This is a genomic window from Wolbachia endosymbiont of Cruorifilaria tuberocauda, assembly GCF_013365475.1.
GTDB lineage: Bacteria > Pseudomonadota > Alphaproteobacteria > Rickettsiales > Anaplasmataceae > Wolbachia.
This window is the reverse complement of record NZ_CP046579.1, coordinates 432,022-448,955: the sequence shown is the minus strand read 5'-3', so window position 1 is coordinate 448,955 and position 16,934 is coordinate 432,022. Positions and strand designations below refer to the sequence as shown.

At 32.7% G+C, this 16,934-nt stretch carries 14 protein-coding genes; 7 read left to right on the top strand and 7 right to left on the bottom strand.

Features of this window, described 5'->3' with window-relative positions:
* Positions 1-496: 496 nt before the first annotated feature.
* On the bottom strand, positions 497-2,011 hold the full coding sequence (gene secD / locus GOY13_RS01745) for a protein translocase subunit SecD (protein WP_175814115.1): 1,515 nt from the start codon (positions 2,009-2,011) through the stop codon (positions 497-499).
* Between the two features lie 66 nt (positions 2,012-2,077).
* Between secD and hemC the strand changes: the two genes are divergently transcribed.
* From hemC to ispG, 4 genes are all read left to right on the top strand, one after another.
* Positions 2,078-2,956 carry a hydroxymethylbilane synthase gene (hemC, locus tag GOY13_RS01740; protein ID WP_175814114.1) on the top strand — a complete coding sequence of 293 codons (879 nt, stop codon included), beginning with the start codon at positions 2,078-2,080 and terminating at the stop codon, positions 2,954-2,956.
* Positions 2,947-3,831 (top strand): UDP-N-acetylmuramate dehydrogenase, encoded by an 885-nt coding sequence (gene murB, locus GOY13_RS01735; RefSeq protein ID WP_175814113.1) that lies wholly within the window; start codon positions 2,947-2,949, stop codon positions 3,829-3,831. The genes hemC and murB overlap by 10 nt, the downstream gene beginning before the upstream one ends.
* A gap of 352 nt (positions 3,832-4,183) precedes the next feature.
* A complete protein-coding gene (locus tag GOY13_RS01730; protein ID WP_175814112.1) occupies positions 4,184-4,822 on the top strand; it encodes a TRP75-related protein in 639 nt (212 codons plus the stop codon).
* Between the two features lie 10 nt (positions 4,823-4,832).
* Complete coding sequence (gene ispG, locus GOY13_RS01725; protein ID WP_175814111.1) at positions 4,833-6,107, top strand: flavodoxin-dependent (E)-4-hydroxy-3-methylbut-2-enyl-diphosphate synthase; 1,275 nt, start codon at positions 4,833-4,835, stop codon at positions 6,105-6,107.
* A 24-nt stretch (positions 6,108-6,131) separates the two neighbouring features.
* Here ispG and lepA read toward each other — a convergent pair whose 3' ends face one another.
* The 6 genes from lepA to pgsA all read right to left on the bottom strand — a co-directional run bounded on the left by lepA (position 6,132) and on the right by pgsA (position 14,697).
* Positions 6,132-7,925 (bottom strand): translation elongation factor 4, encoded by a 1,794-nt coding sequence (lepA, locus tag GOY13_RS01720; RefSeq protein ID WP_175814110.1) that lies wholly within the window; start codon positions 7,923-7,925, stop codon positions 6,132-6,134.
* Between the two features lie 59 nt (positions 7,926-7,984).
* Positions 7,985-9,379 (bottom strand): malonyl-CoA decarboxylase domain-containing protein, encoded by a 1,395-nt coding sequence (locus GOY13_RS01715; RefSeq protein WP_175814109.1) that lies wholly within the window; start codon positions 9,377-9,379, stop codon positions 7,985-7,987.
* A 1,275-nt stretch (positions 9,380-10,654) separates the two neighbouring features.
* A complete protein-coding gene (locus tag GOY13_RS01710) occupies positions 10,655-11,557 on the bottom strand; it encodes a M23 family metallopeptidase (protein WP_175814108.1) in 903 nt (300 codons plus the stop codon).
* A gap of 3 nt (positions 11,558-11,560) precedes the next feature.
* A complete protein-coding gene (locus GOY13_RS01705) occupies positions 11,561-12,301 on the bottom strand; it encodes a YebC/PmpR family DNA-binding transcriptional regulator (RefSeq protein WP_175814107.1) in 741 nt (246 codons plus the stop codon).
* Positions 12,302-12,396: 95 nt separating this feature from the next.
* Positions 12,397-13,086 (bottom strand): outer membrane protein assembly factor BamD, encoded by a 690-nt coding sequence (gene bamD / locus GOY13_RS01700; protein WP_175814106.1) that lies wholly within the window; start codon positions 13,084-13,086, stop codon positions 12,397-12,399.
* A gap of 1,068 nt (positions 13,087-14,154) precedes the next feature.
* On the bottom strand, positions 14,155-14,697 hold the full coding sequence (gene pgsA / locus GOY13_RS01695) for a CDP-diacylglycerol--glycerol-3-phosphate 3-phosphatidyltransferase (protein ID WP_175814105.1): 543 nt from the start codon (positions 14,695-14,697) through the stop codon (positions 14,155-14,157).
* Between the two features lie 142 nt (positions 14,698-14,839).
* Between pgsA and GOY13_RS01690 the strand changes: the two genes are divergently transcribed.
* The 3 genes from GOY13_RS01690 to grxD are packed head-to-tail and all read left to right on the top strand — an operon-like array spanning position 14,840 to position 16,772.
* Entirely contained in the window at positions 14,840-16,159 is a 1,320-nt protein-coding gene (locus GOY13_RS01690) for a malic enzyme-like NAD(P)-binding protein (protein ID WP_175814426.1), read from the top strand.
* 58 nt (positions 16,160-16,217) lie between these two features.
* Positions 16,218-16,436: a BolA/IbaG family iron-sulfur metabolism protein gene (locus tag GOY13_RS01685; protein ID WP_175814104.1), complete on the top strand. Its 219-nt coding sequence runs from the start codon at positions 16,218-16,220 to the stop codon at positions 16,434-16,436.
* 15 nt (positions 16,437-16,451) lie between these two features.
* Positions 16,452-16,772 (top strand): Grx4 family monothiol glutaredoxin, encoded by a 321-nt coding sequence (gene grxD, locus GOY13_RS01680; RefSeq protein WP_175814103.1) that lies wholly within the window; start codon positions 16,452-16,454, stop codon positions 16,770-16,772.
* Positions 16,773-16,934: the final 162 nt, after the last annotated feature.

Genomic DNA, 16,934 nt, shown 5'->3' with positions numbered 1-16,934 from the left:
CACTGAATTAGATAATATACCCTTTATATTGCATGATCAGCAGGAAAATCGAAAATGTTTGGATATGAAATACATAAATATGGATGCAAGTAAATACTATAAGAAGTATAAGAATCAACCGTCATCTTTCTAGTTCATGCAGAGAACATTTGATGTAGCTCTACCTATCTTTTTATAAGCTCACTAATAAAAAAGTAATTATACTTTATTATTATATTATTAACTTCTCCTTTTATAAAGAGACTCTCAAAATTTGAAGAGATAACTGACTTTAAGCATATAAGGTAGAAAAATTACAGTTAAGCTTTGTCAAGCTGAGTAAGTTGATAAATATGTCACTCAAGTATCTTTGTCGCCTAAGTATAACTTAATTATTTTAATGTAAACAAAAAGTAGTCTCCACAAGAGATATAGAAAAGCACTACAAATTTATACATAAAGCAGGCTTCAAGATGACTTACATGCGATTTTACTATTTTTGTAGCAATACACTAAACTAAAGGACTAATTTTTCTGGATTTACACACAATTCTATTAGCAGTTTTGTAACTATGATTGCAGAAAACATCGAGCATAAAACTCCTATTGATAGGGTAACAGAAAAGCCTCTAATCGCTCCTCTACCAATAATAAACATTATTCCAGCAGCAATTAGTGTTGTTATATTTGAATCAAGAATTGTTTTTATTGCACCTTTGAAGCCTTCTTCAATGGCACGAATTGTTCTTTTTCCTGACCTTATTTCCTCACGAATGCGCTCGAATATCAAAACATTTGCGTCTACTGACATGCCAACAGTTAGTGCAATCCCAGCAATTCCTGGTAGAGTTAGAGTTGCTTCAAGTAAAGTAAGAATTAATAGTATAGAAATCACATTAAAAAGCAGTGCAATAGATGCTAATAAGCCTAATTTACCGTAAACTATAATTATAAAGACGGCAACCGCTATAACAGAGATTACTGCTGCTATTTTCCCTGCTTTTATTGACTCTTCTCCAAGAATTGGACCAATGTTTTTCTCCTCTATTATTTTAAGTGGTGCTGGTAGTGCTCCAGATTTTAAAAGTATTGCAAGCTCACTTGCTTGCTTCTCAGTGAAATTACCACTAATTTCTCCTTCGCCATTTAGGATGGGTTCACGTATTATTGGCATAGCTAAGACCGTGTTATCTAAAATGATTGCAAAGGGCTTTCCTACATTTTCTTTAGTAGTTTTTGCAAATCTTTTACTTGCTATACTATCAAATTTAAAGTGTACTGTTGGTTTACCCAAGTGGTTAAATCTAACTGACGAATTCACCAACGAAGTACCACTCATTTCAGTTTTTCGAAATACGGGATAAGAGCTACCCCAATGGTCTTTAAGTATCACTGTAGTTTCATGATCTATATCTCTCATCTTAGCTACGTTAGTGTTTGCCAAATGGAAGGATAGCTTAGCAGTTTTACCAAGTAAAGATTTTATTTGCTCAATGTCTTCTATACCAGGCACTTGAACTAATATCTTGTTTCGTCCTTGTTTTTGGATCCTTACTTCTTTAGTACCAAGTTTATCTAAGCGTCTCTGTAGATTATTCATTGATTCCGAAATTACTTTATTGGTTAGATAATTTTTGTAATAAGGTTTATATGAGATGAAAATTAAGGTATCTTTTTTATTTAAGTCTAAGTTTGAGTTCATCTTGTGAATTAATATAGAAGTTCTTTTATAGTCATCAGCATTAGCCAAAGTTATAACTACTTGCTTATCACTTTGTACACTGGATTCAATGTCTCTTGTTAGCAGACTTTCTTTTATCTCATCTGCTAGTGTACTCAATCTTTCTTTGAAGTAGGAATTCAAGTCTACATCAAAAAGTAGAGACGATCCACCCTTCAAATCAAGTCCCAAGTTGATTTTCTTTTTCGAAATAAAAACCCTATTATCAAATGAATTTGGTAATATTACATATAAAGCAAACAAGAAAACAGACAGCACTAAGAAAGACTTAATTATAAGCCAATTACACATAAGTTGTAAGTATAAAACATTGATTATAGACTAATTGTGTAAACTATTTAAGTTAAAACTTAATATATGTTAGTTAAAATAGGTACCAGAGAAAGCAAACTTGCCATCATTCAGGCTTTAGAAGTAAAACAGAAATTGATCAGCTCTTTTTCTGATTTATCTATCAAAATAGTTAAGATAAGGACTTCAGGTGACAAATATACTGATGTAAACCTTGCAAAAATAGGAGGTAAAGGATTATTCCTCAAGGAAATTGAAATTGAACTCCTTAAGAAGAATATAGATATGGCAGTGCATTCAGTAAAAGATGTTCCAGCATTTTTCTCGAAAGACTTAGTAATTCCTTGCACCTTAGAGAGACTAAGTTCATACGATGCATTTATTTCTAATAAACATAGCAGCCTTGAAGCTTTGCCGCAGCAGGCTACGATTGCGACTTCTTCAATAAGAAGAAAAGTCCAATTGCTAAATTTCAGACCAGATTTAAATATAGTACCGTTACGTGGAAATGTAATAACTAGGCTGCAAAACCATAGTTTTGATGGAATGATTCTAGCTGAAGCTGGTTTGATAAGATTAAAAAAACGTTTCTTAGTTACAGAGGTATTGCTACCAAAAACTATGTTAAGTGCAGTAGGACAAGGAGCAATTTGCATACAATGTCGGAAAAATGATGTAAAAATCATTAACCTTTTAGAAAAAATTAATGACAGTAGATCTTATATAAGAATAAAGTCAGAACGCAGTTTTATGAAGACAGTAAATGGCTCATGCTTTACACCACTCGCAGCTTTAGCAGAATATACAAGCGAAAACTTGCTACATCTTTATTGTATGCTAGCAGATGAAAAAGATATATACTTTACTGAGCGTACTTCGTTCGCAGAAGATGCAGAAAAAATCGGTGTAGATGCAGGGTTTGAGTTAAAATCAAGATGCTTATGAGCTTACCCAAAATACGTGGGATTTATCGATATAACGCTTCAATGTCTAAAATAACATGGTTAAACGTTGGCGGGCAAGCTGATGTATTATTCAAACCAAATGATATTGAAGATTTAACATGCTTGATTAAGAAGACTGAATCGCTAATTAATGTTATCGGTGCAACATCAAATATAATAGTACGGGATAATGGTATTCGAGGGATAACAGTAAAATTGGGTAAGGGATTCAGATATATTAGGTTCATAGGAAATAATTCTATCGTTGCTGGTGGTGCTGTATTACTCAAAGATCTAGCTTACTTTGCTAGTGAGCGACAAATCAGCGGACTAGAGTTTTTAGTTGGAATTCCAGGAACAGTTGGTGGTGGAATAGAAATGAACGCAGGTGCTTATGGCAGAGATATTGCAAGCATCATACAGTCCATAAAAGCAGTAAATTTAGAAGATGGAGACTTGTATGAATTCTCAAGCGAAAAGATGGGTTATATTTACCGCGGACATAGCTTGAATGGACGATGGATTTTTGTCGAGGCTGAGTTTAAAGGTATAGGTTCAGAGCGCAAGATCATACTCAAAAAACTAAAGAAAATTATCTATGAAAAAAATAAAAGCCAGCCAACAGGAAAAACTGCTGGATGCTTGTTTAAAAATCCAAAAAACTTCCAAGCATGGAAATTGATTGATGAGTCTGGTTGCCGAGGATTAAATAATGGAGGAGCTAAAATCTCTAAGAAGCACTGCAATTTTCTGATCAATTGTAATAATGCAACTTCGTTTGAACTAGAAACCCTTGGCAACATAGTAAAAGACAAAGTAAAAGATAAGTTTAACGTCGAGCTTGAATGGGAAATAAGAGTTTTAGGCAGTTATTAGACGGTTTTTAGTTACCATACTTCTTAAGTACTAAGGATTGTTATTATAATTTCATGGTATCACTTCTGAATTTATTAGATTAATCTATCTTCATAAAAAATTGTGTATGTATCTAAGAGTCAATATCTTTATAATAGCTCTACTTCCTAACTACATGATTTGATTGGCTCATTAATTTTCTTACTTAGATAGGTATACAAGTATAGCTATGCCTTTCGAAGGCTAGAAGCGTGACAAAATTATTCCAAATCATTTATAAGCTATTATTCATTACAAAATTGGTAAAGATTCAGGTTTACTTAAAGGCCGTTAGTTGTTATTTTAAGGAAAATAATACTTATTATGAAACCATATGCCTAAGGCTTTTTTTAAGGTTCAGTTTGCACTGATGTTTTTAATTTCTACCTTTCTTATTGGATACAGTGCTGAAACTAAATCTAAGTTAAAACTTAGTGAGAAATACAAACCTCCAGGTAATCCTGGTGGTGTGAACTTTTATGAAGATGAAGATTTTGCTGAGTCTTATAAGTTATATAAGAAGCGTAGAGAAATTCTGAAGAAGAAAAAATTGCAAAGTATGATTAATACCAATACAAGTAAGGAGAATTTAGCTAAAAAATTAGAGAAAAAAAAAGTTAACCTCCTTAATCTTAATAGGGAGGTAAGCAATTTAGAAACCTGTATATGTGACGATGGAAAGGATGCTATGGTAAACCAATATGGTATTAATATTGCACGTCTAAAAGGGGCCATATTTATAGACCAAGAGGAGGTTTACAGACATGTAAGTGAGCAGCAAGAGAATAAACATCAAGAGAAGGAGAAGGTTAAGGAAGTACAAGAAAAAACATCATCCATAAATGTCACTAAAAAAAACATACCAGTAAAGAAAACTTGTTTACATAAGTCTATTACTCATCCCTATAATGGGATACAACATAAACCAAGTAGCTTAAATTCTTCTGAGGACATATGTGATATGTCAGAATAGATTTAAAGATATGCTGAATACAGGTCCATTGGATGAATTATATAAATCTTCTCGGCACAAGACTCATGTTGTAAAAGTTGGACAAGTAAAAATAGGTGGGAATAATCCTATAGCTGTGCAATCTATGGCACTTGGTGTATATATAGACCCTAACAATATAAAAAAAAGTGCTAAGCAATACGCAAAAGAAATAATAGAACTAGCATGTGCTGGTTCAGAGCTGGTACGAATCTCCTTAAATTCGGAGGAAGTAGCAAGAGCGATACCTTATATAGTAGAAGAGATAAATAAGGAAGGTTTTGATGGTAAAATACTAGTAGGTTGCGGGCAATATGAGCTAGACAAGTTAATTCAAAATTATCCAAGCAACATCAAAATGCTAGGCAAAATCAGGATAAACCCAGGTAATATAGGTTTTGGTAATAAACGTGATAAGAAATTTGAGAGAGTTATAGAATATGCAGTTAAGTATGATCTTCCTGTCAGGATCGGAGTAAATTGGGGCAGCCTTGATAGATATCTTATACAAAAACTGATGGATGAAAACTTTTTATCTATTAACCCAAAATCACCTGATATTATATTACGTAATGCACTTACAATGTCGGCCCTTAATAGTGCAGAAAAGGCTGAAGAAATTGGACTCAACTCAGATAAAATAATTATCTCTTGCAAAGTAAGCAAAGTACAAGATCTAATTTTAATTTATACAGCCCTTGCACGGTCTTCTAATTATGCTTTACACTTAGGCTTAACGGAAGCTGGCATGGGCAATAAGGGCATAGTAAGCACTACGGCAGGGCTTACTTACTTACTACAAAATGGAATTGGAGATACGATACGTGCTTCTTTAACTCAACGTCCAGGTGAATCACGAACTAATGAGGTGATGTTATGCCAAGAAATATTGCAGTCCATAGGATTGCGTTACTTTCATCCTCAAGTTATCTCCTGCCCAGGATGTGGGCGTACAAGCAGTGATCGTTTTCGTGCATTAACTGGAGCAGTAAATGACTATATCAAAGCTCGCATGCCAACCTGGAAGAAAAAAAATCCAGGTGTAGAACATATGAACATCGCCGTTATGGGTTGTATTGTAAATGGACCAGGAGAAAGTAAACATGCTAATTTAGGAATTAGTTTACCTGGGCGTGAAGAAAAGCCAGTTTCAGCAGTTTATAAAGATGGCAAGTATTTTAAAACTTTACAAGGCAGCAACATATTTGAAGAATTTAAGGTAATTATTGATAATTACGTAGATGAACACTTTATTAATAAATCCTAGTATCTTCAGCTGTACTTTCATGTACTAATTATTCATTTTTAGAGCCTGGATAAAAGCACTATGTGGAATATTTACACTACCTATAGAATGAAGCTTTTTCTTGCCTTTATTTTGTTTCTCTAAAAGTTTCATCCTTCGGGTTACATCACCACCATAGAGTTTAGCTGTAACATCTTTCCTGTATGGGTTAATTACTTCTCTGGCAACAATTTTACTGCCTACCACTGCCTGAATTGTAATTTTATATTGCTGTCTAGGTATCAAGTCCTTCAAACGAGAGCATATTTCCCGCCCTCTTTTTTCTATTTTGCTTTTGTGGACAATACAAGCCAATGCATCAACTTGTTTCCCATTAACTAAAAAACTTAACCTATCTATTTGACTTTCCTGATAATCAGAAATTTCCCAGTCCAAACTTGCATATCCATTAGAAATGGATTTCAGCCTATCGTAAAAATCAAAAACAACCTCAGACAGTGGCAATTTATACCTTAATAAGACTGTTGTTTTAGCAGTATAAGATAAGCTTTTCTGTTCTCCCCTTCTTTCTTTACATAAAGATAGAATCCTTCCTAAATGTTGGTCTGGTACCATTATAGTTGCAGAAATCCATGGTTCCTCTACTATCTTAATTTTTATTGGATCTGGCATATCGCTAGAGTTACGGATATTGATAATTTCATTGCTTTGTGTTATGACCCTGTATATAACACTTGGAGCAGTTGATATCAGACCTAAATCAAATTCTCTCTGAAGCCTTTCTTGAATAACTTCAAGATGCAACATTCCTAAAAACCCACAACGAAACCCATAACCGAGTGCATTTGAAGTCTCAGTTTCAAAAGTAAAACTTGCGTCATTTAAGTGTAACTTCTCTAACGCTTCTCTTAAATACTTAAAATTATCAGTTTTGTTAGGGAAAATACTACAAAATACTACAGGGTGTACTTCTTTAAACCCAGGGAATGCCTCACTGCATGGTCTTTTCTCTTCGGTAAGAGTATCTCCTACTTTACAATCCGTCATTTCTTTTATCGAAGCAGTTATAAACCCAACTTCACCTGTTGAAAGTTTACCAGTCATAAATTTTTTGGGAGTAAAAATACCAATATTATCTACCTGATATACAGCTTTACTAGACATCATAACAATTCTCATGCCTTTTTTTAGTATTCCATTTTTAACACGCACTAAAATTACTACTCCAAGGTAAGCATCATACCAACTATCAATCAAAATTGCTTGTAGAGGAGCATTCATGTCACCATGTGGTGCTGGAAGTCTCGTTACTATCGCTTCTAATACGTCCTTTATCCCAAATCCAGTTTTTGCAGATATTAAAATTGACTTGCTTGTATCAATACCAATGACTTCTTCAATCTGAAGCTTTACCCTCTCTGGGTCTGCAGCAGGGAGATCAACTTTGTTGAGTACAACTATTATCTCATGATTATTATCAATTGCCTTATGCACATTCGAAATAGTCTGAACTTCAACTCCCTGGCTGCTATCCACTACTAAAAGAGAACCTTCACATGCAGCCAAGCTTCGACTTACTTCATATGAAAAATCAACATGACCTGGAGTGTCCATCAGATTTAAGCAATATTGATTGCCATTACTTGTAGTATAGTCAAGTTTTACGGTCTGCGCTTTGATTGTGATTCCACGCTCACGTTCTATCTCCATTGAATCAAGCACTTGATCAGTCATTTCTCTCATCTCAAGACCATTACACCTTTCTATCAAACGATCAGCAAGTGTTGATTTTCCATGATCTATATGCGCTATTATTGCAAAATTTCTTATATTATTCATGAGTATACTTATTTTAAGTAACTATTTTATATCTTAAGTATCATTAGAACAACCACTTATCACCCTTTTAATATAGATGATACTTGCTTCGCACAAGAAATCATCCTATTAACCATATAATTTTCATGGTTGTTATCTATCTCAGATAATTCATATAGATAATTCACCATTATTCCTGCTGATTGGTGAATACCCTTTTCTGAAGTATCTGCCATCCAGTTTAGTTGCTTTATTGATGCACCATTACTTAAATGAAAATGTGCTACCTGGTCATAGGCACTACTATCATCATTTTTGACCTTTAGCAAGTAATATGCACAAAGCTTCAACAAGCATTGTTTTTTGTATTTAATATTAGTTTTTAATTGCTCTATGCTTTCTAAGATCTCTATACTAGATTGCTTTATATCCAATTTACTTAGCAAAGTAATATCCTGACTTAGATTTTCTTTTAGCCATTTCATAAAACCAGGTATTGGAGAGAGAGTCGCATAAGTTTTTATACTTTTAAACTCTCGTGACAGCTTTTCCACAACTCTCTTAATTAAGAAATTACCTAAACTAATTCCAGACAACCCTGCTTGAGTATTTGATATTGAATAGAATATAGCAGTATTTACATTATTCGGATCACTTGATGGCATTGATTCATCTAGGAGATGTTGAATGTTATCGGCGATCTTATTCATTAGCGCAACTTCTACGAAAATTAGAGGTTCGTCTGGTATTTTATAATGAAAAAAAGTAAAACAAAGGCGATCAGAATCTAGTCTATTTTTTAGATCACCCCAAGAAGAAATTTTGTGCACAGCTTCATACTTTATAAGTTTTTCTAACAATGATGCAGGTGAGCCCCAAGTAATTTGACAAAGATCAAGTAGATCAACATCAACCCATGAGAGAAGTATATTTTTTAGCTCACTTTCCAATCGATCAAGCTCTCTATATTGGTTTTTTAACTTGAGTACATCAGAACGCATATCAACAATGAACTTAAGACCTTCTGGTAGTGAAATAAATTGTTTTAATATTTTAGAACATGGTGGCTCAAGAACTTTCACCAAGTCTTGCTCGAATTTATAGTCTAACTCAGGATTCTTATTTTCCTTGTATTCCATTATTTTCTCATCTATTTCTGCTTTAATCGTGTTGAACTTTTCTGCCAGAGTCTGCAAAAACCTTATTTTACCTTTTTCTGACAAACTTAAATACAAGTTACCAAGAGATACAGTATTTTTACGTGCTGAGACTTCTCCCCCCTTTGGATTTAAGCATTCATTCATCTTTAAAACTAAGCTACTGATATCACGACTATTATCTAAATCAGGACCAATATTACCAATCCATGACCTTACAGCATCTGCTACTTCACCTAATATTTTAAAAACCCCTTTTGTTGCTTTTTTGTTTTCAATTTGTTCTACATCAGTTTTCACTAGTGATTCTTTTATCATAGACTTCTTCTACCACACATCTTTACTAAACTAAAGAAAAACTTTAGCTAAAGCAGACACATTAATTAGATCATTAGCAATTTTATGACTTAACTAAAGCAAATTCTTTAATTCACTAAAATAAGCCTTTCACAAGAGGTTAGGAAGTGTAATTTATATAATAAGCTATCCGGCTTGGAGATACTTGAATTCAGGAGCTCATAACAAAAATGGTTCAGTTTTTATCTGCTATAGAAAAATTACCTCAGCATATTTAGAACCTACCTCACTAAACTAGGTGACTTCAGGATCAGAAATTCATCCATGTTTGCAGATCCATATTTAGAAATAACAAGATTTAATAAAAAATGTAGTACACTTTTGTAAGTGAAATTCTGTGTAACTACAGCTTATTTTGATCCATTAATCTAATCATTATGCTTAATATTCTAGATTATATTTATCATTTAACAGGCTTAAGTATTAACGCACGTAAAAAAACAGAAGATATAACTAATTTTTAATATTAACAGTAAAATTTTAAGATTTATCCCAGCGTGTTTCTCATTCCTTTACTAAACTTAGTAAACCATTGTTCTGCTTTTCAATTCGTTATACTCAGCATCATTCAGCATTATTATATTACTACTCAATAATCCTGAGTTTTTCCTATGCATTTTCTTGTAAAGATAGTAATATGTACTTGTTAATATCTAGTGTCACTTGGCAATTCCAGACAAATATAATATTTACACTTCTAAAGCTTCAATGTACTGAATATAATTCAGTAACTTTTTTAACTTGACTACAATCTATTTAAAGCCATACTAGTGTTTTACACAAAGACTTCTTATTATCTCCACCTTTATATAAGTAGTTACTTGTCATTTCTCTTAATCACTAAGTTGTCTTGTAAGAATAAATTAATAGTTACTAACGTTCAATATGCCTGTATATAACTTACTTCTTAAGTAATTACTACTAAAATCTATATTTTATCACTTTCATATCTCTCCACTTTATTTTTTTGCATTGATATCCTGAAGTTTAAGATATATAATATACTTACTAGTAAGTAAAATTTGTGGCAGGTACTTCACGCTTGAAACAAGTTGAAACGTAATGCCAAAAATTCCATTATTCTTGCTTTGTTAAGGTCATTAAAAAGCATGAGAAAGAGTTAGCACTGAAATACAACTTCAAGTACAATTTTACTACCTAAACTATCAATAGAATATCAATGTTACTAGTACAAAAAAAGAATTATTAAATTCCATCATCGAACTCTTGTACTTGTTACATAAAAACCTCTTTTACTTTAATCTCTTTTTTACCGATTGCTTTGTTTACCTTATTTACAAAAAGCTTAAATTCATTTAATTCATGACCAATCAGCCTTACTTCTTTTCCATGTACTATTGTAAGCGGATCAATATATTTACCGTTATATATGACCTCGTAATGCAAATGTGGACCTGTTACAACACCAGTACTACCAACATAAGCAATAACCTGGCCTTGCTTTACTTCTGAGCCTAACTTTATACCATCACTAAACTTACTTATATGAGCATAACAAGTTGAATATCCATTTTTATGTTTTATTTTAATATATTTACCATACCCTCCATTATTTCCTATATATGCTATCACACCTTCTGCAACTGCATATATATTGTCACCAAACTTAGCTACATAATCTATTCCTTTATGAAAAACAATCTTACCGTGAATAGGGTGCTTTCTGTTGCCAAACTTTGAAGATATAGAAAAATCACCATTTAAAGGACTAATAAAAGTTTTACTATCTCTTAGACTTACCCCATCTTTATTAAAATAACTTTCTTTGCCATTTCTTATTTTATAATGATATAAACAAGTAGTTTTTTTATCTGTTACAAGGGAAGTATATAAAATTTTCTCTTTTGTCCTCTGATTACTAAGTGATCTTTCAAAAAGAACTTTCAAGTTACTCTCTGGTACAATATCTTTTTTAAAATTTATACCGAAATTCTCATATATATTGATTAACTTCATTACTGTATTTAAAGCTAACCCCTGTTTAATTGCCGTAGTAAAAAAAGAAGATTTTATGTCACTTGATACTAACAAGATCTCTTTATTGCTCTCTGGTATTTCAGAAGCATGTAAATTGGACATTAGTAATGTGTAAAGCAATACAAACACTCTCAACTTCATAGTCTAAGTAGAATCAACAAAACTAAAATTACCTTCAACATACTGAACATCATTATTATCTTCTAGCTCTTTAACTAACATAGATAGTTTATCGATTAATTCCTTGTCACTAATTTTAATTGGGTTCTTTGGTTGCCATGAAAGGCGAGCAAGCTCCGGCTCTCCAAATTCTGCATAAAAAGCATCACGTATCCTGCCGAAGTCTTTTACTTTACAAGTTATAAAATATAACCCCTCTTTACTATTTTCCTCAATATCTAATACTTCTAATTTGACTCCATGATTAAACAGATCTCCAAAGTTTACATCTTCTGCTTTATAGGTGATCAAACCTACCTGATTAAAAAGGTAACTAACATTTCCTGTTTCTCTTAAACTTCCACCTTTACGAGAAAAAATATAACGTACCTCAGAGATAGTTCTATTGCGGTTATTAGTTAGAGCGTGAACAACAAGCGCAGTACCAGATGGTCCATAGCCTCCATACTGTATTTTTTCATAATTTTCCCCTGGAGCATTGCCAGTTGCATTTCTTATTGCTGTTTCTATTTTACCTTTCGGTAAATTCTTTTTGCGTGCAGTAAACAGAGCAGAGCGAAGACGTGAATTAAGCTCAGGATCAGGTAATCCTTGCCTTGCAACAACCGTTATCCCTCTAATGAGCTTTGCAAATTTCTGAGAGCGCATTGCATCTCTAGCGCCTTTCCGATGCCTTATATTTGAAAATTGTGAGTGACCAGCCATATTCAAATAACTAAAAACCTGATTATATATCAGGTATGGGGAAAACTAAAGAAAATTTTTAGATCTGCTTCTCTCATAGAGAGCTTCATCTTTCCTTAATTTTCTAGATTTCGCACCAATAGATTTTTATATTGTTGAACTTCTAGGTCAAGGCCAAAAGCCGAATGGGCTATAATTAGATAGCCAACAGATTCAAGAAAATATTTAGTATTTCTATTACTCATTACATTCCGAAACCGTTTAATCGCTGCTAAGTACTCACCACGCCTTAAATAGAACATACCAGTATAATATTCTTTCGCAAGTATATGTTCTGTAACTATCTTCATTTTCCCTTCTATTTCCTTTGTATATTTACTTTCCGGAAAGAGATTAATATACTCAGTGGCTAGGTCTAAAGTTCTATATGCAACTTGCTGCCCAAGCTGCACTTTATGAATTTGCATATAGTAAGACAGTACTCTTAAATAATATGCATAAGATAAATCTTCGCCATGTGAATAAATCTGTATATAATCATCTGTATCACTTATAGCACTGCTATAGTTTCCCATATTATAGTGAGAAATACCAGATAATAATTTAGCTTTCATCGCTCTATAGGAAAAAGGGTACAAGTCTTCTACTTTTTGAAATACTACGATAGCCTGCCTGTACTTTTTCCTATCAAAAAGCTTAACTGCTCTTTTATACAGCTCAGATTCAGTTATTTCTAAATTACTCCCATGAGACTGAGCAAATGGGCAAATCAGAAGAATAAGGCATAGAATCAAAGTCTTACACATAAGATTTTTAAACTGAAGTACAGTATAGACTAAATATTACAGAATAAATAGACTTCTCACTCTAAAAATAGCTAGATAGAGAACCTACATAGTTATTTCTTGCTCACAATAATTATCAAATCTAAAACAGTGCCTTAACTTCTAAACCAACCTTTTTTATTTTAGTTAGGTTATTTAGTATTTTTTTGCAAAAGTGAATAATCGATACTTGTATAATCATAGTTTTAAATGCAGTACCAAAAAATTCAAAGACAAACATCGAACTTAATGAAGATATTAACGCTATTGATATATGCTCCTATGCTACTTGTCTTACCTAAGATATAGGTAGCAGCATTGACCTGTAGAAAGTAAAAATATATATAACTACTTCGGATTTCAAATTATCAAGTCAAGATCAAGCTTCCCTATCTCCTTAAATTTTTTATCTCACTTCTTCTATATCAATAAACGTAACAACAAATGATTAAAGAAAGCAATTATATTAATAAGTAGGTAAAACTATGTATACTTCTCATTCGGGCAAAGATTACTCCATTATTACACTATAATAACCAACACAGCTACTGCAGCCTTAGCACAAATTAAACAGTCGCTTATACTAAAAAAGGTCATGCTCTTTTTTCTATTTCCCCGTTCTCAATCCCTTACAGTCTATTCTTTCGCTGTCATCTTTTTCACTATTAATCACAAGACAAAACAAGATAAACACAATATACGAATATATGATAGAACTATAAAGTTAGCTTATACACCATTGTTTAACAACAAAATACTTAATACTAGATCTTCTAGCTCAATAGCTTATTAGTAATGCAAACAGAACTGGTATATATTAATTTTTATAATCTACCTTCTTTTCAGAGTTGGAAGGACTATCTTAAGAACTTTACTTTAAACTTCTTCATCAAATATCAGAATATATTCAAGAATCTTTTAGTAAAAACACATCATTAGTTATTAATCATATCAACTATATTTGATTATATATTAATATATTATATATCATTCAAATCATTTAATCAGATTTATCTGAATCTTTTAGCTACTTAGATCTTTCTTAAGAAACTAGCTAACCTGTTTGATTCCAGTTAAAACATAGTTATAACCAGACCATACAGTTATGATAGCTGCGATCCACAGGCAAACTGTACCTATACATTGAGCTGCTTCATAATCATTTACTATTAGTGCTACAACAGCAACCATCTGTAAGAATGTTTTGATTTTCCCAACTTTGCTTACAGGTAAGCTAGTATTTGTGGCTATCAAAAATTCTCGTAAACCAGAAACCAATACCTCTCTACAAATAATTATAACCGATGGTATTATAGTGAAATCATTTATCTTGTGTCTATAAATTAGCATAATTATTGTTGAAATTACTATTAATTTATCAGCAATTGGATCGAATAATTTGCCAAACTTGGATTGAACTTTCCATGCACGTGCCAGATAACCATCAAAAAAATCTGTAACACACGCAAACATAAAGATTGATATTGTTATCAAGTTTGCATATTTGTTTTCTATATAAAAACTTAATATTATTGCTGGTATTGCAAGCGCACGAGAAATTGTCAATAAATTAGGCAAGTTTTTCTTAAGCATGCAATGTAATTTTAATGCAGTACAGTAAATTTATACAGAATTTGGATTCAGTTCACAAGTTAATAGTTTACGATTGAACATTTATAAAAACTCCATATACTTAAAAATTTGCTAACTATGAATTTAAAATAAGAGCGTCATGATAAATAACGATTTAGATAATACTACAAAACAGGAAGCACTCAGATATCACAGTAAAGGGAACAATCCTGGCAAAATATCTATTTTGCCAACAAAGTCCTTGTTTAATCAGTATGACTTATCACTTGCCTATTCTCCTGGAGTTGCTGCTCCATGTCTTGAAATAGCTAAAAATTCTGAAGTTGTCTATGATTATACAACAAAAAGTAACTGTGTTGCTGTCATTTCAAATGGCACTGCAGTACTCGGACTTGGCAACATTGGTCCTCTTGCCTCAAAGCCTGTTATGGAAGGTAAAGCTGTCTTATTCAAGCGCTTCGCCGACATTGATGCAGTCGATATAGAAGTTGATACAGAGAATATAGAAGATTTTATCAATGCAGTAAGGTACCTTGGACCAAGTTGGGGAGGAATAAATTTGGAAGACATAAGATCTCCTGATTGTTTTATAATAGAAAGGCGTCTAAATGAACTGATGGATATCCCAGTATTTCACGATGATCAGCATGGAACTGCAGTAGTTGTTGCAGCAGGCATAGAAAATGCTCTTGATATTGTAAGAAAGAAATTAAAGGATGTTAAGATTATTATAAACGGTGCTGGAGCAGCAGGTATTGCATGTTTGGAAATACTGAGATCAATGGGTGCTAAGAGTATAGTACTATGCGATAAGAAAGGGGTAATCTATAAAAGTAGAAAAGAGGACATGAATGAGTGGAAGGAAAAATACGCAACTGATACTAAAGAACGTTCCTTACCTGATGCAATAAAAGGTGCTGACGTATTTATCGGATTGTCTGCAAAGGATGTACTAAACGAAGAAATGCTAAAAAGCATGAGTAAAGATCCAATCATTTTTGCTCTTGCTAACCCTAACCCAGAAGTAAAGCCTGAACTTGCAAAATCCATAAGGCCGGATGCAATAATTGCAACTGGTAGGTCAGATTATAATAACCAAGTCAACAATGTAATGGGGTTCCCTTACATATTTAGGGGTGCGCTTGATGTACATGCAACAGCAATAAACAACGAAATGAAGATTGCAGCTGCAGGTGCAATAGCAAAGCTAGCGCGTGAGCCAGTACCTGATGAAATACCTGCAGCTTACGGTAATCGTAGAATGAGCTATGGACGTGAATATATAGTACCTACTCCATTTGACCCAAGATTAATTTCGATAGTCTCTCCTGCTGTTGCAAAAGCTGCAATACGCTCAGATGTTGCAAGAAAAGCAATACAAGACTGGAATGAATATGAGAGCCAATTAAAATCTCGCCTTTTGACTGTTCTCAGTACACTAAATTTATTGTCCTCACAATAACTATTGCATATGATCATTTTAGGTTTATAATCAAAATATTACAATCAAAAACAAACTAATGGTTATAACAGTTCATGAATTAGAAAAGGTTGTTAAACAATCATTTCCAGATGCTAACATAGAGATTAATGATCTTACTGGGGACAATAATCATTATCACTTAAAAATAATTTCTAAATGTTTCCTTGGAAAGACAAGAGTAGAACAACATAAAATGGTGTATAAAGCTCTAGAGAACCAGTCAATACATGCGTTGCAATTAGAAACTAGCACTTAGTTAAGGTAAACTTTTATGAAAAATTTTGAACAAATAAGAAAAGATATAATAGAAAACGATGTGCTCTTATATATGAAAGGCACTTCTGATTTTCCTCAATGTGGATTTTCTGGGCTTGTTGTATCTATCCTTAAAAAGTTAAATGTTAAATTTAAATATATCAATGTGTTAGAAGATAACGAAATACGTCAGTCTATAAAAGAGTTTTCTGATTGGCCAACAATTCCGCAATTATATATAAAGGGAGAATTTATTGGTGGTTCTGACATCACTCGCGAGATGTACGAAAAAGGTGAGCTACAAAGCTTACTGAAAGAAAAAGAAATCATTACATGATAATGTTTTTCATTGAGAAATTATCACATAAATAGTTGATCCCATTCATGGGGCCACTTAGTAGTACATATGTCCATGAAAAATAAAATTGTCTATACCCTCTCAGTGAGATTTGACCTTTGATTTAAAGTTTTTATTGTTTTTAAGTAGACAAGTAGATAA